We start from the raw sequence: 19,468 nt of genomic DNA on the forward strand, positions 1-19,468 counted from the left end.
TCTGGCCGCGCCCGAGTCTGATCGTCGAGACCGAGGCGGACCGCAGGTCGGGCCAACTCGCATCATCGACACGAATCGGACGAGCAGGAGTCGATATGAGCGGCATCAGAGTGCTGGTGGCGGGGGCGAGCATCGCGGGGCCGGCGCTGGCCCACTGGCTGCGCCGGCGGGGGGCCGAGGTGACCGTGGTGGAGCGCGCCCCCGGGCTGCGCCCCGGCGGGCAGGCGGTGGACGCGCGCGGGGTGGCCAAGGAGGTCATCCGGCGGATGGGGCTGGACGCGCCGGTGCGCGCGGCCCGCACCGACACCGCGGGCGCGTACATCGTGGACGCCGACGGGAACGTGCTGGAGACCCACCGCGCGGACGACCACGGCGGCGACGGGTTCATCGCCGACATCGAGATCCTGCGCGGGGACCTGTCCCGGGTGCTCTACGACGACACCCGGGACGGTGTCGAGTACGTCTTCGGCGACCGGATCGCCGAGCTCAGCCAGGACGCGGACGGCGTCGACGTGGTGTTCGCCGGCGGCGACCGGCGGCGCTTCGACCTGGTGATCGGGGCCGACGGGCTGCACTCGCAGCTACGCGCGATGGTCTTCGGGCCGCACGAGCGGTTCATCCGCCATCTCGGGCTCGTGCTGGCCTTCTACAGCGTGCCCAACGAGTTCGGCGTGGACCGCTGGATGATCGACCACCAGGAGGCCGGCCGGTCCGCCGGCCTGCGGCCCGTCCCGGACGCGACCCGGGCGATGGCCATGTTCTCCTTCCCCGCGGCCGACTTCGACGTCGACCACCGCGACGTCGAGGCGCAGAAGCGCCTGCTGCGCGAGCGGATGGACGGCTTCGGCTGGTTGACGCAGCGCATCCTCGCGCACGTGGACGACACCCCGGACTTCTATCTGGACCAGGTCGCTCAGGTGGTGATGGACCGCTGGTCGAGCGGGCGGGTGGGGCTGCTCGGGGACGCGGCGTTCAGCGCGTCCCCGATGTCGGGGGCGGGCACCGGGCTGGCCCTGGTCGGCGCCTACCTGCTGGCCGGAGAGCTGGCGGCCGCCGGGTGGGACCCGGAGGCCGGGTTCGCCGGCTACGAGGCCCGGATGCGCTCGTACGTGGAGGCCAACCAGGAGATCGGCCGGCTGCACGTCCACAGCCTCGGGGTGCCGGGGCCGGACGCCGGGCCGGGCCCCGATTTCGCCGGCGAATGGTTCGCCGAGCTGATCGAGCGCGCGATCAACGGCGCCGAGCTGCCCGACTACGCGGGGGTGCCGGACTCCGGGGCCTCGGCCGGGCTGCCGATCAGCTCGTAGCCCACCGCCTCGGCCGGGCCCTTGCGCGCGCCGTCAACGCCGGCGCGTCGGCAGGACCAGCAGGGTGATCGAGTTCGCCGGGTACGTCGCGGTGACCCGGCCCTGGCGCACCAGGAGGTCGTCACCGCGCACGATCGAGCCGAGATCGGCCGGGCCGTAGGTGAACCGCTGCGCCGTGGCGTTGCCGTGCAGCCCGGCGATCGACAACGGTGCGGTCAGCTCACCGCCGGTCTTGTTGATGACCATCAGGGTCAGCGCCTTGTCGCGGGAGCGTTGCGCCCCGTAGACCGCCAGCTGCCCCTGGTCGCCGCTGGCCGCCGACACGCTCACGTCACCGAACCGGCTCCCCGCGCCGTCGTAGTTGCGATACATCCGGAACGCGTAGGCGCCGGGCTGGGCCGGCTGGGGTTCGCCCCAGATGGTGGCGAGGTCGAGGCCCTCGCGCCCGAAGATGCCGAGGACGTCGGCCTGCGCCAGGGCGCCGTTGATGTCGTCCAGCGCGCCCCAGTTGTACTCGGTGATCGCGGTCTTCGTGCCGGGGTAGTACTGCGCGACCCAGTCCTTCATCTTGCGGATGAACTGCAGCGGCGGCGCGTTCACGCCCGAAGGGCCGATCCAGGACTCCTCGACGTACGTCGGGTCCCAGAGCGAACGCGTGGAGCGCAGCCGCCACGCGTTCGAGTCCGGGTCCTTGCCGCCGTTGATCTGCGGGTAGTAGTGCTGGTCGAAGTAGTCGAGCAGGCGCTTGCCGCCGTGCGTGTCGCTGTAGTCCTTCATGTTCTTCAGGAACCACTGCGACAGGTTGAGCCCGCCGTGCGCGGCCGCGTCGGCGCCCGGCGCGCACCCGTCCACCCCGGACGCGACCCACTCGCAGTATCCCCAGCCGGACGGGCCGAGCACCGCCGCGCTCGGGTCGGCGGCCTTGATCGCCGCGGCGGTCGTGGTGCTCTTGCCGCCCAGTTCGTCGTAGGAGACCGCCTCGGGGTGCACGTCGCGGTGCGTGGAACTCCACAGCACCGGCTCGTTGTCGAGCTCGTAGATCGGTACGCCGCCGCGCGCCGCCGTGCCGAACTGGCTCACCAGGTGCGACACCATCTCGCCGGCGAACGCGGCGTCCGCCGGGATCGAGGTGTCGGCGGGCACCGCCCCGGTGAGGTTGGCGTTGTCGAGCCGGCCGTTGCCGCAGCCGGCGTCCCACGGGTCGAAGGAGTCCTGCGCGGGGAACCGGGCGGCGGGGAATCCGCAGGCGAACGGGTGCTGGTCGGGCGAGTCCTTGGCCACCCACCCGCTCATCGGCACGGTGACGACCTGCTTGCTACCGCGGTCCTGGCTGGTCTTGACGTACGCCTCGACCGTGTTGTCGGGCCCGGCGACGATGTTCTCGAAGTACCAGTCGCTTCCGGTGTTGTAGGTGTGGTTCTTGAAGTTGTAGCGGGTGCTCGCGTTGCCGCCCCAGCGTGTCACCGGCAGGCCGATCTCGGCGGCGAACGCCGGGTCGGCGCCGTTCATGCCGTAGATGTCGGGACTGATCGGGTGCCGGGGGGCGGACAGGTCCACCGACAGCGCGGGCCCGGCCGCGGCCGCGGCCGGCTGCAGGGACGCCTGGGCGGTCAGCGTCCCCGCCACGAAGGACACCGCCACGCCGAGGGTCGCGGCCGGTCGCGGCTTCCACCGTCGTCGAGCATCCATCGTCGGGGCTCCTGTCATCCGTCCATGGTCAACAATCGACGAGCGTGACCAGATGCTTCACGGGTGTCAAGGCGCTGCTGTGGCGTCCAGTGGGCGGCTCGGCGCGGGTGCGGGGTACGTCTCCTGGTCAGGCCCGTCAGCGGCTCGTGAACGACCCGGCTGCGGTTCCGGGGGCGGCCTGAAAGTTGCAGAGCCGGCGGCTGCCCGGCCTCACCCGGCCGGCTGGGGGGCCGCCAGGCTGGACAGGAGCTTGAGCCGTTCTTCGGAGGTGCTGCCCGGCTCGGCGGTGTAGATGGTGAGGCCGTACACCGTCCGTACGGAGACGGGCAGGTCGAGAGACCGGTAGGTCAGCTCCAGGTCGCCGACCTGCGGATGCCACAGCCGTTTGCTGCCGACATGGCTGATACGCACGTCGTGGGCGGCCCACTGGCCGCGGAAGCCGGTGCTGAGCGTGGACAGCTCACCGACGAGGTCGCGCAGGGCCCGGTCGTGGGGGTCGCGTCCGGCCTCGGCGCGCAGCAGCGCGGCGCTGACGACGGCGGCCTCGTCCCAGTCGACGAAGAACCGCCGCGAGTCCGGGTCGAGGAAGACGTAGCGGGCGAGGTTGGCGCGGCCGTGCCCCGTGGTGACGGGGCTGTCGAAGACCGGCGCGAGCAGGGCCCGGGCCAGCGCGTTGGAGGTGACGATGTCCTGGCGGCCGTTGCGGACGAACGCCGCCGACATCGTCATGGAGTCCAGCAGCCACTGGACCGACGGCGGCACCTCGACGTCCCTGCGGCGCGAAGGCGCCCGGCGGGCGGCGCGGGCCAGGCCGAACAGGTAGGTGCGCTCGTCCTGGTCCAGGCGAAGGGCCTGGGCCACCGCGTCGAGCACCTCTTCCGACACGCCGCCGATGTGGCCCTTCTCCAGCCGCGTGTACCACTCGGTGCTCACCCCGGCCAGCACCGCGACCTCTTCGCGGCGCAGCCCGGGGACCCGGCGCCGGCCGCTGGTGGGCAGCCCGACCTGCGCCGGGGTGAGCTTGGCGCGCCGGGTGGCGAGGAAGTCGCGGATCTGGGCGCGGTTGTCGGGCCGGTGGTCCATGCCCTCCACGGTAGCCGCAGGGTTCGCGCGGGTGGCCGTGGCAGGGGGGTCGAGCTTGTCCCCCCGACAGACGCGCTCTGCCTCGCGCGCGGCCGGCCGGGTTGCCTGGGTCCGTCAGGTGACACACCAACAGGATCTCCGACACCCAGGAGCATGACCATGACCGGCAAGACCGTACTGATCACCGGCGCGACCAGCGGCATCGGCGCGCACACCGCACGACTGCTGCTCGACCGCGGCCACCGCGTGGCCGTCACCGGCCGCGACGAGACCAGGCTGAAGTCCTTCCTCGACGAGAGCGGCCACCCCGACCGGCTGCTCGGCATCGTCGCCGACGCCGCCGACTGGCCGGCCACCCGGGCCGCGGTGACCCGCACCGTGGCCCGCTTCGGCGCCCTGCACGCCGCGGTGGCCAACGCCGGCTTCATCCCCGCCGACCATCCGCGCACCATCGCCGACGGCGACCCGGAGCTGTGGGCGCCGATGGTCCTCACCAACGTCCTCGGCCCCGCCCTGCTGGCCAACGCCGCCCTGCCGCACCTGGAGGCCACGGGCGGGCGGCTGGTGCTCATCGGCAGCGTCGCCGGCCTGAAGAACAGCCCCGCCAACCTCTACTCCGCCACCAAGTGGGCCGTCACCGGCATGGCCGAGAACCTGCGGATGTACGCCACCGGCCGCGGCGTCGGCGTCACCCTCGTCAACCCCGGCATGACCGACACCGCCTTCTGGCGAGGCGGCGTCCCGCCCTTCGCCCTGTCGCCCGAGCCGGTCGCCGAGGCCGTCTGCTTCGCCCTCGGCCAGCCGGCCGGCGTCGACCTCAACACCCTGACCATCCGGCCGGTCGGCCAGCCCGCCTGACGCAGGTCCGGCCGGGCGGCTGCGGGGCCTCCGGGGTTGACATTGCTAGCTATTTCAGTCATGTTTGAAATAACTAGGAAGGAAGAACATGGAACACGTGACCTTCAACAGCCTCGGCACCCGCTGCGCGGGCGACCTCTACCTGCCCGAGACGAACGAGCCGGTCCCCGGGCTGGTGCTCGGGCACAGCGGGGTGATGGTCAAGGAGGCGCTGGCGTTCTTCGCGCCGTACTTCGTCAAGGCCGGCTTCGCGGTGCTGGCCATCGACTACCGCACGGTCGGCTCCAGCGAAGGCGAGCCGCGCGGCCTGGACTATCCGGAGCGGCAGGTGGAGGACTTCCGCAGCGCCGTGTCCTACCTGCAGAGCCGTCCCGAGGTGCAGCCGGAGCGGATCGGGGTGTGGGGGGTGAGCATCGGCGGCTCGGTCGCGGCCCAGGCCGCCGTGCTCGACCGGCGCATCAAGTGCGTCGTCGTGCAGAGCCCCAGCGTGTGGAACGGCTGGCGGTACCTGGAGCGCCTGCTCGGCCGCGCCGGCGTCCACGAGCTGCGCGAGCGGCTGCAGCAGGACTGGCAGCGGCGCTACGAGGGCGGGCAGAGCGCCCGTGTGCCGCACCTGACGCTGGAGGGCGACAGCGTCAAGGACACCCCGGACATGTCGACCCGTCTGTTCCCCACCTACCGCAACGAGAAGACCCTCGACTCGGCCGAGCACCTGCTCACCTTCGCGCCGGAGGACCTCATCCACCGGCTCGCGCCGACGCCGCTGCTGATGATCGCCAACGGCGGCTGGGACCCGTACCACATGCTCGAGGAGGCGCAGAGCGCCTTCGCCAAGGCGGGCGAGCCCAAGCGGCTCGCGGTGCTGCCCTACGACGTGCTCGGCCTCTACACCGGCCCGGGACTGGAGGAGGCGACGGCGCTCGCGATCGACTGGTTCGACCTCTACCTGCGCAGGACCCGGCTCGCCGACATCACCCCGGCACCCACGTACGAGTCGGTGGCCGCCATGACACAGTGAACCGGCACACGATCAGCAACGGAGGGAACGCGACGATGAGCACCGAGGAACAGCTGGACCGCCAGATCCGCTGGGTGGAACGGGTGGCCGCCTTCTGCGTCGAGGAGTGGGGGCTGCCGCCCATCACCGGGCGCATCCTCGGCTGGCTCATGATCTGCGACCCCGCCGAGCAGTCCGCCGGTCAGATCGCGGACGTCATCCAGGCCAGCCGGGCCTCGCTCACCTCCAACATGCGCTTCCTCACGGCCATCGGCCTGGTCAAGAAGGTGAGAAGGCCCGGCGACCGCGTCTCCTACTACCGCATCGAGGACGACGCCTGGCAGAAGGTCATCCAGCGCAAGCTCCAGAGCCTGAGCGCGTTCGGCGAGATCGCCGACGAGGGGCTCGACCTCGTCGGCGGCGAGGGGCACCGCACCGAGCGCATCAAGGCCGCCCACGACTCCCTGACCTGGCTGCAGAACCTCGCGGCCCGTCATCCGCTACACCGTTAAGGAATCCCCATGCACCGCTGGAAACCCGAACTCGGGCTGATCCAGGAAACGCTGCTGCTCACTCTCCACGCCAGGGCCCTGGACGCCGGGCGGCCCGACCCGATCCTCGGCGACAAGCTCTCCGCGGACCTGGCCGGCACCATCGACTACGACTTCGGCAAGCTGAAGGTCAAGCCCAACCTCGTCCTCACCACGGCACTGCGCGCCAAGAAGCTCGACGACGTCGTGCGCGCCTTCGTCGCCGCGCACCCGGGATGCGTGGTGCTCGACCTGGGCTGCGGCCTGGACACCAGGGTGTTCCGCTGCGATCCGCCGCCCGGCGTCGACTGGTACGACATCGACTTCCCGGAGGTGGTGCACCTGCGGGCCGCCTGCCTGCCCGGCCGTTCCCACCTGGTCGGAGCCGACCTCACCGGCTCCGACTGGCTCACCGCCATCCCCCGCGACCGGCCGGCCGTGATCGTCGCCGAGGGGCTGCTGCCCTTCATGCCCGGCGACTCCTTCCAGGCGATGACCCGCGCGCTGACCGGCCATCTCCCCGCGGGCGAGCTGGCGCTCAACGGCTACACCCGCTTCGCCGCCTGGGCGATGAAGTACCACCCCACCATCAAGGCGCTCGGCATCAAGGCCGCCCAGGGCTTCGACGACCCCCGCGAACCGGAGTCCTGGCAGGCCGGCCTCGAACTGGTCGAGGAGCAGATCCTCACCCGCGCGCCGGAGACGGCCCGCTTCCCGCAACCGCTGCGCGCGCTGACCCGTCTCACCGCCCGCAGCACGGCCCTGTCCCGGCAGGGGGCGCGGATCCTCCGCTACCGGTTCTGACGCGGGGCCGCGCGTAGGGATGGCGTCAAGATTCGGCGGCCGGCCGTATGAATGCCGTCAAGACCGGCCATAACGGGCCATTTCCGGCGTTTGCTTGCTTCTCAGTCGCCGTTCGGGCGGTTGTCACCCTGGTCACGACATTGAGGAGTGAGTGGAGATGGCCGACGTCATCTTCGTCGCCCTGACGATCGCGGTCTTCGCGGTCCTCGGGCTGGTCGTCAACGCGGTGGAGAGGCTGTGAGCGCCGTCAACGCCGCCGGGCTCGTCGTGGTCGCCGCCCTGGTGGTCCTCATGGTCGCGGCGCTGCTGTTCCCGGAGCGGTTCTGATGTCCCCCGCCCTGGCCGGGATCGCCTTCACCGGATCCCTCCTGCTCGCCCTTGTCGTCTGCTACAGACCGCTGGGCGACTACATGTACCGGGTCTACACCGGCACCCGGCACTCCCGGGCCGAGCGGGTGATCTACCGGCTGCTGGGCGTCAACGCCGACAGCGAGCAGCGGTGGGGCGTCTACGCGCGCGGCGTGCTGGCCTTCTCGGTGGTCTCCGTGCTGTTCCTGTACGGCCTGCAGCGGTTGCAGGACCACCTGTTCCTGTCGCTCGGCATGAAGGCGGTGGAGCCCGCCCTGGCCTGGAACACCGCGGTCAGCTTCGTCACCAACACCAACTGGCAGGCGTACTCGGGCGAGGCGACGATGGGCCACGTCGTGCAGACGGCGGGCCTGGCGGTGCAGAACTTCGTCTCCGCCGCGGCCGGCATGGCCGTGGCCGTCGCCCTGGTCCGGGGCTTCGCCCGCAGCAGGACCGACACCGTCGGCAACTTCTGGGTGGACCTGGTGCGCGGCACCGTCCGCATCCTGCTGCCGATGGCGTTCGCCGGCGCGCTGGCGCTGGTGGCCGGCGGCGCCGTCCAGACCTTCGCCGGGCACCGCACGTGGACCACGCTGACCGGCGGCGAGCAGACGTTCACCCCGGGCGCGGTCGCCTCCCAGGAGGCCATCAAGGACCTGGGCACCAACGGCGGCGGCTTCTTCAACGCCAACTCGGCCCACCCGTTCGAGAACCCGACGGCGTGGACCAACTGGGTCGAGATCCTCCTGCTGCTGGTGATCGCGTTCTGCCTGCCGCGCACGTTCGGCCGGATGGTCGGCGACGACCGGCAGGGCTACGCGATCGTGTCGGTGATGGCGGTCATCGCGATCGTCAGCCTCGGCGTCACGCAGTGGGCGGAGCTGTCCGCGGGCGGCACCGTGCCGCAGGCGGTCGGGCAGGCCCTCGAAGGCCGCGAGGCGCGGTTCGGCACGTCCGGCTCAGCGGTGTTCGCCACCGCGACCACGCTCACCAGCACCGGCGCGGTGAACTCCTTCCACGACTCCTACACCGCGCTCGGCGGCGGCATGCTGATCTTCAACATGCTGCTCGGCGAGGTCGCCCCCGGCGGCACCGGTTCCGGCCTGTACGGCATGCTGATCCTGGCCGTGATCACGGTGTTCGTCGCCGGGCTGATGGTCGGGCGCACGCCGGAGTACCTGGGCAAGCGGATCGGCGCCCGCGAGATCAAGCTCGCCTCCCTGTACTTCCTGGCCACGCCGCTGCTGGTGCTGCTCGGCACCGCCGTCGCGATGGCCACCGCCACCGGCCGCGCCGCGATGCTGAACTCCGGCCCGCACGGCCTGTCGGAGATCCTGTACGCCTACACCTCCGCCTCCAACAACAACGGCTCCGCCTTCGCCGGGGTCAGCGTGAACACCCCGTTCCACAACGTCACGCTCGGCCTGTGCATGGCCTTCGGCCGGTTCCTGCCGATGGTGCTGGTGCTGGCGCTGGCCGGGTCGCTGGCCCGGCAGGCGCCGGTGCCCGCCTCGGCCGGGACGCTGCCGACGTACCGGCCGCAGTTCGTCGGCATGGTCGTCGGCGTGACGGTCATCCTGGTCGCCCTGACGTTCCTCCCGGCGCTGGCGCTGGGACCGCTCGCGGAAGGACTGCGGTAAGCCATGCCGACACAACTCAGCCGGTCCCCCGGGCAGTTCCTCGGCTCGCTGCCGGACGCGCTGCGCAAGCTGGACCCGCGGATCATGTGGCGCAACCCGGTGATGCTCGTCGTCGAGATCGGCGCGGTCCTCACCACGGCGCTGGCGGTGTCCGACCCGTCGTGGTTCGCGTGGGCGATCGTGGTGTGGCTGTGGCTGACCGTGCTCTTCGCCAACCTGGCCGAGGCCGTCGCCGAAGGCCGGGGCAAGGCCCAGGCCGCCACCCTGCGCGCGGCGAGGCGCGACACCGTCGCCCGCCGCCTGACCGGCTCCGCCGAGGAGCGGGTGCCCGCGCCCGAGCTGCGGCAGGGGGACCTGGTCGTGGTCGAGGCCGGGGAGGTCATCCCCGGTGACGGCGACGTGGTCGAGGGCATCGCGTCCGTGGACGAGTCGGCCATCACCGGCGAGTCCGCGCCGGTGATCCGCGAGTCCGGAGGCGACCGCAGCGCCGTGACGGGCGGCACGAAGGTGCTCTCGGACCGGATCGTCGTCAGGATCACGCAACGGCCGGGCGAGAGCTTCGTGGACCGGATGATCGCCCTGGTGGAGGGCGCGAACCGGCAGAAGACGCCGAACGAGATCGCGCTCAACATCCTGCTCGCCGCGCTGACGGTCATCTTCCTGGTCGCCACCGCCACCATGCAGCCCCTCGCGATCTACTCCAAGAGCATCAACCCGGGCGTGCCGGACTCGCTCGCGCTGACCGCCGACGGCGTCACCGGCATCGTCCTGGTCTCGCTGATCGTCTGCCTGATCCCGACCACGATCGGGGCGCTGCTGTCGGCGATCGGCATCGCCGGCATGGACCGCCTCGTCCAGCGCAACGTCCTGGCGATGTCCGGCCGCGCCGTGGAGGCGGCGGGGGACGTCTCGACGCTGCTGCTGGACAAGACCGGCACCATCACCCTCGGCAACCGGCAGGCCGGCGCGTTCGTCCCGGTGCGGGGGGTGAGCGAGCGGGAGCTGGCGGAGGCGGCGCAGCTGTCCAGCCTGGCCGACGAGACCCCCGAGGGCCGTTCGATCGTGGTGTTCGCCAAGCAGCACTACGGCCTGCGCGAGCGGGAGGTCCACGGCGCCGAGTGGGTGCCGTTCACCGCCAGGACCCGCATGAGCGGGGTCGACGTGGACGGCCGGCAGGTGCGCAAGGGCGCCGCCACCGCCGTCATGACATGGGTGCGCGACTCCGGCGGCCACCCTGCCGACGACCTCGGCCCCCTCGTGGACGGCATCTCCGCCTCCGGCGGCACGCCGCTGGTCGTCGCGGAGAAGGGCCGCGTGCTCGGGGTGATCCACCTCAAGGACGTGGTCAAGGAGGGCATGCGGGAACGCTTCGACGAGATGCGCCGCATGGGCATCCGCACCGTCATGATCACCGGCGACAACCCGCTGACCGCCAAGGCCATCGCGGACGAGGCCGGCGTGGACGACTTCCTCGCCGAGGCCACCCCCGAGGACAAGCTCGCCCTCATCAAGAGGGAGCAGGAGGGCGGCCGCCTGGTCGCGATGACCGGCGACGGCACCAACGACGCCCCGGCCCTGGCCCAGGCGGACGTGGGCGTCGCCATGAACACCGGCACGTCGGCCGCCAAGGAGGCCGGCAACATGGTCGACCTCGACTCCAACCCGACCAAGCTGATCGAGATCGTCGAGATCGGCAAGCAGCTCCTCATCACCCGGGGCGCGCTGACCACGTTCTCCATCGCGAACGACGTCGCCAAGTACTTCGCGATCATCCCGGCCATGTTCGCCGCCGTCTACCCCGGCCTGGACGCGCTCAACATCATGCGCCTGGCCAGCCCCCAGTCCGCGATCCTGGCAGCGGTGATCTTCAACGCGCTGGTCATCGTCGCGCTCATCCCGCTCGCCCTGCGGGGGGTGCGGTACCGGCCGTCCAGCGCGTCCAAGCTGCTCAGCCGCAACCTGTACGTCTACGGGCTCGGCGGCATCGTCGTGCCGTTCGTCGGCATCAAGCTCATCGACCTGATCATCCAGTTCCTTCCGGGGATGTCATAAATGGACCGCATGCCCAGCTGGATCCGCCGGCACCTGGCCGCGCTGCGCGCGCTGCTCGTGCTCACGGCGGTCACCGGCGTCCTCTACCCGCTGGCCGCCACCGGCGCCGCCCAGGCGCTGTTCAACCACCAGGCCAACGGCTCCATGGTCGCGGGCGGGCACGGCAGCGCCCTGATCGGCCAGTCCTTCACCGACGCCGCCGGCCACCCGGTCAGGAAGTACTTCCAGTCCCGTCCGTCGGCGGCCGGCGACGGCTACGACCCGACCGCCACCTCCGCGAGCAACCTCGGCCCCGAGGACGTCATCGACACCCCCGGCCGGCCGTCGCTGCTCACCCAGGTCTGCGCCCGCTCCAAAGCCGTCGGGGAGCTGGAGGGCGTCAGCGGCGCCCGCCCGTACTGCGCCCCGGACGGGGTCGGCGCGGTGCTCAAGGTCCTCCCTGGCCGCGCCGTCAGCGTCAACCAGCCCTGCCCCGCCACCCCGTTCGTCGTGGAGTACCAGGGGCTCAAGGTCGAGTGCGCGCGGCCGGGACAGGACCACGCGGCCGGCCGCACCGTCCCGGTCCGGGGCGAGGCCGAGGCGGTGGTCCCCGCCGACGCGGTGACCGCCGGCGGCTCCGGCCTGGACCCGCACATCTCCGTCGCCTACGCCGACCTGCAGGCCCCCCGCGTCGCCGCGGAGCGCGGCCTGAGCCTCGACCGGGTCAAGGCGCTGATCGCCCGGCACACCACCGGCCGCGCGCTCGGCTTCATGGGCGAGCCGGTGGTCAACGTGCTCGAACTCAACCTCGCACTCGACGGGAGGTGACATGCGCGGGCGGCTGCGGGTCTACCTCGGGGCGGCGCCCGGGGTCGGCAAGACGTACGCGATGCTCAGCGAGGGCCGCCGGGCCCGCGAACGGGGCAAGGACGTGGTCGTGGGCTTCGTCGAGACCCACGGCCGCCCCCGCACCGCCGTCCTCCTGGACGGCATGGAGGTCGTCCCGCGCCGGTCCGTCGTCCATCGCGGCGCCACCTTCACCGAGCTGGACGTGCGGGCGGTCGTCGCGCGGGCCCCCGCCGTGGCGCTGGTCGACGAGCTGGCCCACACCAACGTGCCCGGCTCGAAGCACGCCAAGCGCTGGCAGGACATCGAGGAGCTGCTGGACGCCGGCATCGACGTCGTCACCACGGTCAACGTCCAGCACCTGGAGTCCGTCAACGACGTCGTCCAGGAGATCACCGGCGTGCCGCAGCGCGAGACCGTCCCCGACGAGGTGGTGCGGCGGGCCGACCAGATCGAGCTGGTGGACATGTCGCCGGAGGCGCTGCGCCGCCGCATGGCGCACGGCAACGTGTACGCGCCGGAGAAGGTGGACGCGGCGATGTCGAACTACTTCCGCGTCGGCAACCTCACCGCGCTGCGCGAGCTCGCCCTGCTGTGGGTGGCCGGCAAGGTGGACGACCAGCTCGGCCGCTACCGCGCGCAGCACGGCATCGACCACCCGTGGGAGACGCGGGAACGGGTCGTGGTGGCGCTGACCGGCGGCCCCGAGGGCGACACCCTGATCCGCCGCGCCGCCCGGATCGCCGCCCGCACCAAGGGCGCCGACCTGCTGGCCGTGCACGTCACCCACGCCGACGGGCTGGCCGGCGCCGACCCGGCCGACCTCGCCCGGCAGCGTTCGCTCGCGGAGAGCCTGGGCGGCAGCTACCACCAGGTCGTCGGCGACGACGTCCCGCGCGCGCTGCTCGGCTTCGCGCGCGGCGTCAACGCCACCCAGCTCGTCCTCGGGGCGTCCCGGCGCGGCCGGTTCGCGCAGCTCCTCTCCCGGGGGGTGGGGGTGGAGACCACCGCGCTGTCCGGCCCCATCGACGTGCACCTGGTCACCCACGAGGAGGCCAAGAAGGGCCGCGGGCGGCCCGGCCGCTCCAGGGCCGCGCTGGACGGCGGACGCCGCCTGACGGGGTGGGCGGTCGCGGTCGCCGGGATGCCGCTGCTGACGGCCGCGCTGCTGCCGGCCCGGGACGTGATCTCGCTGCCCAGCGAGATCCTGCTGTTCCTGTGCCTGGTCGTCGGGGTCGCGCTGACCGGCGGCAGGTGGCCGGCCATGGCCGCCGCCGTGGGCGGCTCGCTGCTGCTCAACTGGTACTTCACCCCGCCCTTCGGGCGGCTCACCATCGCCGACCCGGAGAACCTGCTCGCCCTGGTCGTGTTCGTGCTGGTCGCGGCCGCGGTCAGCACGATCGTGGACCTGGCGGCCCGGCGGAGCAGGGAGGCGGCGCGGGCCCGGGCCGACGCCGAGGTGCTGTCCACGCTGGCCGGGCACGTGCTGCGCGGCGAGGCCGCGCTGCCGTCCCTGCTCGCACGGCTGCGCGAGACGTTCGGGCTGGACTCGGTCACCCTGCTCGAACGCGCCGGCGAGCCCGCCCCCGACGACCAGGCCGAGCCCGCCGCGTGGCGGATCGCGGCCACCTCCGGCGGCGAGCCCTGCGTCTGCCCCGGCGCGGCAGACACCGACGTGCAGATCGGTGAGGACCTGGTGCTCGCCGCCCGCGGCCGGCTGCTGGACGCCGGCGACCGCCGCGTGCTGGAGGCGTTCGCCGCCGAGGCCGCCGTCGCGCTGCGCCAGCGACGCCTGCAGGAGGAGGCGGACCGGGCCGGGCCGCTGGCCGAGGCGGACCGCATGCGGACCGCGCTGCTGGCCGCCGTCAGCCACGACCTGCGCACCCCGCTCGCCGCCGCCAAGGCCGCCGTCCAGAGCCTGCGCGGCCGCGACGTCGCCTGGACGGCGCAGGACCGCGACGAGCTGCTGGCCACCGCCGACGAGTCGCTCGACCGCCTCGACCGGCTGGTGGCCAACCTCCTCGACATGAGCCGCCTGCAGGCCGGGGCGCTCGGGCCGGCCCCGCGGCCGGTCGCCCTGGAGGAGGTCGTGCCTCGCGCGATCGACGACCTCGGGCCGCTGCGCGACCGCGTCGAGGGCGACGTCTCCGTGGACCTGCCGGAGATCGTCGCCGACCCGGCGCTGCTGGAACGCGTCCTGGTCAACCTGATGAGCAACGCGGTCCGCCACAGCCCGCCCGGCCGCCCGGTGCTGGTCACCGCGAGCCGGCACGGCGACCAGGTGGAGATCCGGGTGATCGACCGCGGCCCCGGCATCCCGCCCGAGATCCGCGACCGGGTGTTCCTGCCGTTCCAGCGGCTCGGCGACCGCCACAACGACACGGGCGTCGGCCTGGGCCTGGCGCTGGCCCGTGGCCTGACCGAGGCCATGGGCGGCACCCTCGAACCGGAGGAGACCCCGGGCGGCGGCCTCACCATGATCGTGACGTTGCCCGTTCCGGCAGGCCGTGACCGGACGACGGCGGCGGGACCGCCGGACGCCTCCTCCTAGCCGGATACCGCGCTGGTTGACCTCCCGGCGCAGGCTACCGCGGCCGGTTGACCCGCAATTCCGCCAGGCAGTTGACGACAGTCAAGGGCGCGCGTGGATATTTTCGCGGCAATGACCGACCCCGCCGGAAGGTGACCACTGATGATCGCAACACGGGTAGCACTCGGCGTGGCCGTGGCCGCCGCCGCCCTCCTCGCCGCCCCGGGCGGGCCGGCCGTCGCGGCCGTCGCGGCCGAGCCGGCCCCGTCCCGCGAGCCGGTGACGCCTCCGGACGGCACCGACGTCGTCATCACGGAGGAGGTCCACGCGGCCGGGCTCATCAACTACTCCTGCGGACCGAACTACAACCCCTACGACTACTACCCCGCCAAGGCCGACAGGACCCGGCTGGAGTACGCGGCCGGCACGTCACGCGGCGGCGCGGGACTGTACAGCGGCACGTGGGACTCCAGCATCTGGTGGGCGTGGGGCAGCGGCCTGCGGGCGGGCGACAAGGTCTCGCTCGACTGGTCCGACACCGGGGGCGCCTCCTACCACGCCTGCCACAAGACGATCGCCAGCGGCGCGAGCAGCGGGACCACGGGCGGCGTCAACGAGGTCGACGGCCGCTACTTCAGGGCCTGCGTGAAGGGCGGCAGCAGCTGGCGTTGCACCCGCTGGTGGCACGTCCAGGGCTCGTGAGCGGCGGCCCAGGACCGGCAGTCCCGGCCGGGCACGTCCGGCCGGCCCCACGCAGAAGGGAGATCCACAGGATGAGCGGCTCTCGTCCCGCCTTACGCGTCGCCGCGCGGGCCACGGTGACGGCCCTCGCCGCCGTCGCGACCGCGGCGATCGTCCTCCCGGCCCCCGCGCACGCGGACGGCACGTACCGCTGGCAGAACGAGTACACACGCCAGTACCTGGAGGTCTACCAGAAGTCGAAGGCCAACGGCGGCATCGTGTCCGTCTGGCGCTACAACGGCGGCAAGAACCAGCTGTGGAAGGACACCAAGACCAGCGCCGGCTACTACCGCGTCCGCAACGTCAACAGCGGCAAGTCCATGGACCGCTGGGACTCGGCCTTCTCCCCCAGCTACAACGGCGCCGCCTGCCCGGTCACGCAGTGGAGCTGGTGGGGCGGGGCCCAGCAGCAGTGGAAGGGCCGCAGCGTCTACAGCCGGATCTACAACCGCCGGTTCCTCATCTGGTACAACTGGCGCGGCTGCCGGGGCGACCTCTGGCACGACACGCTCGGCGTGCTGCAGCCGTTCCACTACTCCAACGTCATTCTCTACTCGCGCGACTACTGCACGGAAGGCCGCTGGATCGGCAAGGGCGAGTGCTTCTGGAGGAGGAACGGCAAATGAGGAAGAGCACTCCGCCGCTGCTGGCCGCCGGGGCCGTGCTGCTGGCCGCCGGCGCCGCCGCGTTGCAGCTCCAGCCGACCGCGTACGGCTCCGCCGCCGCGCCGACGCTCGATCCCGACCCGCTGCCCACGACGAGCGAGGTCACGCCGCTGCCCGGGCCGACGGGGGCGCTCGGGCCCGACCCCACGCCGATCCCGGAGCCGGCGATCACCGGCGTCCCGTCGGACCCGGGCGCCGCGATGCCGCTGGACGCGTACATGACGTCCATGGCCGACATCCACACCATCGACCTGGCGAAGGACGCGGCGACCGCCACGTGCATGGCCTCGCTCGGGTTCTCGGCCTGGACGGCGGGCGTCGTACGGAACTGGAACCCCGAGGACTACGTGGAGTCCGACCTGGTCGAGCCGCTCGACGCGGCGGCGGCGGCCCGGTCCGGGTACCCGCGGCCCGCGCTCGACCCCGCGGTGTCGGCCGCGGCGGCCAAGCCCGAGGACCAGCGCGCCGCCTCCCCGGAGGAGATGCAGGCCTACGACGGCACGGCCGCCACGACCGGCTCCGGCCAGGCCATCCCCGAGGGCGACTGCGCGGCGAGCGGCGAGACGAAGGTCCTCGGCCAGGCGACGGCGCTGGCCGCCGACCCCCGGCTGCTGGCCGACGACGCGAGCTTCCTCGCGCTGGAGCACACCGCCGTCAAGCAGTCGCTGGAGCAGTGGGTGACCTGCATGACGGCCAAGGGGTACGCCTACGACAGCCCCCTGAGCGCCCGCGCCGACCTGCGCTGGGCCGCCCGGGAGCCCGGCGTGGCCGCCACGCAGGCGGAGAAGCAGGCCGCCGCCGACGACGCCGCCTGCGCGCAGGGCGCGAACCTGCTCGCGACGTACCGGACGGCGAAGCGGGCCTACGAAGAGGTCATGGTGCGCGACCAGCGGCAGGCGCTGACCGAGTCGCTGTCCGTTTTCGCCACCTGGGTGGAGCGCGCCGAAGCGGTGCTGGCGGGCCGCTGACCCGCGCGATTCACCACCCGGTCACGATCGGTCACGATCCGGGGCCTCGCCTCCGATGCCGAGCGGAGTTCTCATGATGCGACGTACGGTCCGCCGACTCATCGCCGCCGCGGCCCTCGCGGCGGGCCTGCTCGCGGCGCCGCGGACGGCGTGGGCGCAGCCGCCCAGGATCGACCCCGGGCTGGCGGAGAAGCTGTCCGCCGGCGGCGAAGTACGCGTCAACGTGCTGACCCGGGACCCCGCCGGCCTGGCCGCCGCGGCCTCGGCGGTCACCTCCGGCCAGGTGGTCCAGAGGCTGTCCCGGGTGCCGGTGCTCACGTTGCGCGCCGGCCGGGCGGAGGTGGAGCGGCTGGCGGCGCAGCCGGGCGTGCTCCGCGTCACGGAGGACGTGCCGGTGCCGCCGTCGCTCGCCGAGAGCGTGCCCCTGATCGGCGCGGACCGCACCCGCGAGGCGGGGCTGACCGGGGAGGGCACCGTGGTGGCCGTCCTCGACTCGGGCGTGGCGAGCGGCCATCCCTTCCTCGGTGGGCGGGTCATGGCCGAGGCGTGCTTCTCCCCCAGCGATCCCGCGTACGGGGCCTCCAGCCTGTGCCCGAACGGCGCCGACCAGCAGGAGGGGCCGGGCGCGGCGGACGCCGACAGCGGGCCGTGCGCGTACCTGGACTGCTCGCACGGCACCCACGTGGCCGGGATCGTCGCGGGCGAGGAGACCGGCGACGCGGCGGGCGGCGTGGCGCCGGGGGCCGGGCTCGCCGCCGTGCAGGTGTACAGCAGGTTCGACTCCTTCTCCTACTGCGGCAGCGCCGGGCCGCCGTGCCTGCTGAGCTTCGTCAGCGCCCAGCTCGCCGGGCTGGACAAGGTGCTGGAGCTGATCGACCAGGGCGTCCCGGTGGCCGCGGTCAACCTCAGCCTGGGCGGCGGCAGGTACACCGCCGCGTGCGACGACGACCCGCGCAAGGCCGCCATCGATCGGCTGCTGGCCGCCGGGGCGCCCACGGTGGTGGCGGCGGGCAACAACGGCTACGCCGACGCGGTCAGCGCGCCCGCCTGCGTCTCCTCCGCCATCGCGGTCGGCAGCACCACCGACCAGGACGAGGTGTCGTCCTTCAGCAACCGGGGGCCGCTGCTGGACCTGTTCGCGCCCGGCTCGGACATCGTCTCCTCGGTCCCGGGCGGGGGGTGGCAGTCCAAGAGCGGCACGTCCATGGCGGCCCCGCACGTCGCCGGCGCCCTGGCGGTGCTGCGCCAGGCCCGTCCCTCCGCCACGCCGGCCGAGCTGGAGTCGGCGCTGAAGGACACCGGCAGGCCCATCGCCGGCGGCGCGGCCGTCACCCCCCGCATCCAGCTCGACGAGGCCGCGCTCGGCGCCGCCGCCGGGCCCGGCCCCCACCAGCTCTTCCCGGCCCGTGCCCGGGTCCTCGCCAACGTGCAGATCAGCGCCAACTCCACGATGACCGTCCCGGTGGCGGGCGTCGCCGGGCTGCCCGCCGGCGGCATCGCCGCGGTCGCGCTCAACGTCGCCGCCAAGGGCGACTTCTTCAACACCGGCTCGCTCGCCGTCTACCCGTCGGGCGAGCCGGAGCCGCCCGGCGACGTGCTCTTCTACGACGCCACCCGCTACGCCTCGAACCTGGTCTGGGCGAAGACCGGCGACGACGGCGCGATCAAGCTGGACAACCGCAGCGACCGGCCGGTGCGCGTCTACCTCGACGTGCACGGCTACACCCTCGACCACGCCGCGGCCACCGCCGGCGGCACCTACCGGCCGGTCCCGCCCGCGCGCGTCGCCGACCGGGTGTCCGTCCCGGCGCTGGGGAATCTGGAGCTGTCCACGCCCGGCCTGCCCGACCCGCAGGCCGTCGCCCTGACGGTGCTGGTCAAGAGCGCCTCCACCGGCACGGTCCGGGTCTACCCCGCCGGCGACGCCTTCCCCGCCGACGTCAACGCCGACTACCCGGCGGGCACTCCCGTCCAGTTCGCCGCCCTCGTCAAGCCCGGCGCCAACGGGAAGATCAACCTGTACAACCTGGGCGCGGGCGCGATCGAGGTCTCCGCCGAGGTGACCGGCTACTACACCACGGCCGAGCGGGCGTCCCTGGTCAGGGCGATCGACCCGGTCACCGTGGCCGACCGCGTGCCGATCGCCGCCGGCGGCACGTACGCGCTGCGGCCCTCCGGGATCCCCACGGCGGGCGTGTCGGCCGTCGGCCTCGTCGTCCGCGCCGGCGGGGCGGCGAACGGCACCGTCGAGGTCGTCCCGCCGGACGGCGTGAACGTGCGGGCGGTGGCGTACGCGGCGGGCAGGGACACGGCCGGCTCCGTCACCGCCGCGCTCCGCCCGGACGGCACCGTCGTGCTCAGGAACACCGGCGCCTCCCCTGTCACGATCTCCGCGGACGCCTACGCCTCCTTCGGCGCCAGGTAGCCCCCT

16 protein-coding genes are annotated in these 19,468 nt (G+C 73.1%); 14 read left to right on the forward strand and 2 right to left on the reverse strand.

Annotated elements, in window-relative coordinates; translation table 11 throughout:
* The first annotated feature begins 95 nt into the window (after positions 1 to 95).
* Positions 96 to 1,307 carry an FAD-dependent monooxygenase gene (locus MF672_RS15710; protein ID WP_242378801.1) on the forward strand — a complete coding sequence of 404 codons (1,212 nt, stop codon included), beginning with the start codon at positions 96 to 98 and terminating at the stop codon, positions 1,305 to 1,307.
* A 33-nt stretch (positions 1,308 to 1,340) separates the two neighbouring features.
* Here MF672_RS15710 and MF672_RS15715 read toward each other — a convergent pair whose 3' ends face one another.
* The gene (locus tag MF672_RS15715) at positions 1,341 to 2,996 is read right to left on the reverse strand and encodes a glycoside hydrolase family 44 protein (RefSeq protein WP_242378798.1); all 1,656 of its coding nucleotides are present in this window, start codon (positions 2,994 to 2,996) and stop codon (positions 1,341 to 1,343) included.
* Positions 2,997 to 3,206: 210 nt separating this feature from the next.
* On the reverse strand, positions 3,207 to 4,079 hold the full coding sequence (locus MF672_RS15720) for a helix-turn-helix transcriptional regulator (protein ID WP_242378794.1): 873 nt from the start codon (positions 4,077 to 4,079) through the stop codon (positions 3,207 to 3,209).
* Positions 4,080 to 4,238: 159 nt separating this feature from the next.
* Between MF672_RS15720 and MF672_RS15725 the strand changes: the two genes are divergently transcribed.
* The 13 genes from MF672_RS15725 to MF672_RS15785 all read left to right on the forward strand — a co-directional run bounded on the left by MF672_RS15725 (position 4,239) and on the right by MF672_RS15785 (position 19,462).
* Positions 4,239 to 4,937 carry an SDR family oxidoreductase gene (locus MF672_RS15725; protein ID WP_242378792.1) on the forward strand — a complete coding sequence of 233 codons (699 nt, stop codon included), beginning with the start codon at positions 4,239 to 4,241 and terminating at the stop codon, positions 4,935 to 4,937.
* Positions 4,938 to 5,025: 88 nt separating this feature from the next.
* Positions 5,026 to 5,955, forward strand: a complete 930-nt coding sequence (locus MF672_RS15730; protein WP_242378790.1) for an alpha/beta hydrolase — start codon at positions 5,026 to 5,028, stop codon at positions 5,953 to 5,955.
* 35 nt (positions 5,956 to 5,990) lie between these two features.
* Positions 5,991 to 6,446, forward strand: a complete 456-nt coding sequence (locus MF672_RS15735; RefSeq protein ID WP_242378775.1) for a GbsR/MarR family transcriptional regulator — start codon at positions 5,991 to 5,993, stop codon at positions 6,444 to 6,446.
* Between the two features lie 9 nt (positions 6,447 to 6,455).
* Positions 6,456 to 7,268 carry a class I SAM-dependent methyltransferase gene (locus MF672_RS15740; RefSeq protein WP_242378773.1) on the forward strand — a complete coding sequence of 271 codons (813 nt, stop codon included), beginning with the start codon at positions 6,456 to 6,458 and terminating at the stop codon, positions 7,266 to 7,268.
* Positions 7,269 to 7,505: 237 nt separating this feature from the next.
* Positions 7,506 to 7,595, forward strand: a complete 90-nt coding sequence (locus tag MF672_RS15745; protein WP_242378771.1) for a K(+)-transporting ATPase subunit F — start codon at positions 7,506 to 7,508, stop codon at positions 7,593 to 7,595.
* Positions 7,595 to 9,256 carry a potassium-transporting ATPase subunit KdpA gene (gene kdpA / locus MF672_RS15750; RefSeq protein WP_242378769.1) on the forward strand — a complete coding sequence of 554 codons (1,662 nt, stop codon included), beginning with the start codon at positions 7,595 to 7,597 and terminating at the stop codon, positions 9,254 to 9,256. The genes MF672_RS15745 and kdpA overlap by 1 nt, the downstream gene beginning before the upstream one ends.
* Before the next feature lie 3 nt (positions 9,257 to 9,259).
* Entirely contained in the window at positions 9,260 to 11,308 is a 2,049-nt protein-coding gene (gene kdpB / locus MF672_RS15755; RefSeq protein WP_242378766.1) for a potassium-transporting ATPase subunit KdpB, read from the forward strand.
* Positions 11,309 to 12,115 (forward strand): potassium-transporting ATPase subunit C, encoded by an 807-nt coding sequence (locus MF672_RS15760; RefSeq protein ID WP_242378763.1) that lies wholly within the window; start codon positions 11,309 to 11,311, stop codon positions 12,113 to 12,115.
* A gap of 1 nt (position 12,116) precedes the next feature.
* On the forward strand, positions 12,117 to 14,684 hold the full coding sequence (locus MF672_RS15765) for a DUF4118 domain-containing protein (RefSeq protein ID WP_242378761.1): 2,568 nt from the start codon (positions 12,117 to 12,119) through the stop codon (positions 14,682 to 14,684).
* A gap of 141 nt (positions 14,685 to 14,825) precedes the next feature.
* Positions 14,826 to 15,365, forward strand: a complete 540-nt coding sequence (locus tag MF672_RS15770; RefSeq protein ID WP_242378759.1) for a hypothetical protein — start codon at positions 14,826 to 14,828, stop codon at positions 15,363 to 15,365.
* A gap of 71 nt (positions 15,366 to 15,436) precedes the next feature.
* Positions 15,437 to 16,030, forward strand: coding sequence for an RICIN domain-containing protein (locus MF672_RS15775; protein ID WP_242378757.1), 594 nt, complete (start codon positions 15,437 to 15,439; stop codon positions 16,028 to 16,030).
* The gene (locus MF672_RS15780; RefSeq protein ID WP_242378755.1) at positions 16,027 to 17,037 is read left to right on the forward strand and encodes an RAD23 family protein; all 1,011 of its coding nucleotides are present in this window, start codon (positions 16,027 to 16,029) and stop codon (positions 17,035 to 17,037) included. The genes MF672_RS15775 and MF672_RS15780 overlap by 4 nt, the downstream gene beginning before the upstream one ends.
* A 73-nt stretch (positions 17,038 to 17,110) precedes the next feature.
* Positions 17,111 to 19,462 carry a S8 family peptidase gene (locus MF672_RS15785; protein WP_242378753.1) on the forward strand — a complete coding sequence of 784 codons (2,352 nt, stop codon included), beginning with the start codon at positions 17,111 to 17,113 and terminating at the stop codon, positions 19,460 to 19,462.
* Positions 19,463 to 19,468 lie beyond the last annotated feature (6 nt).

Source organism: Actinomadura luzonensis (assembly GCF_022664455.2).
Taxonomy (GTDB): Bacteria; Actinomycetota; Actinomycetes; order Streptosporangiales; family Streptosporangiaceae; genus Nonomuraea; species Nonomuraea luzonensis.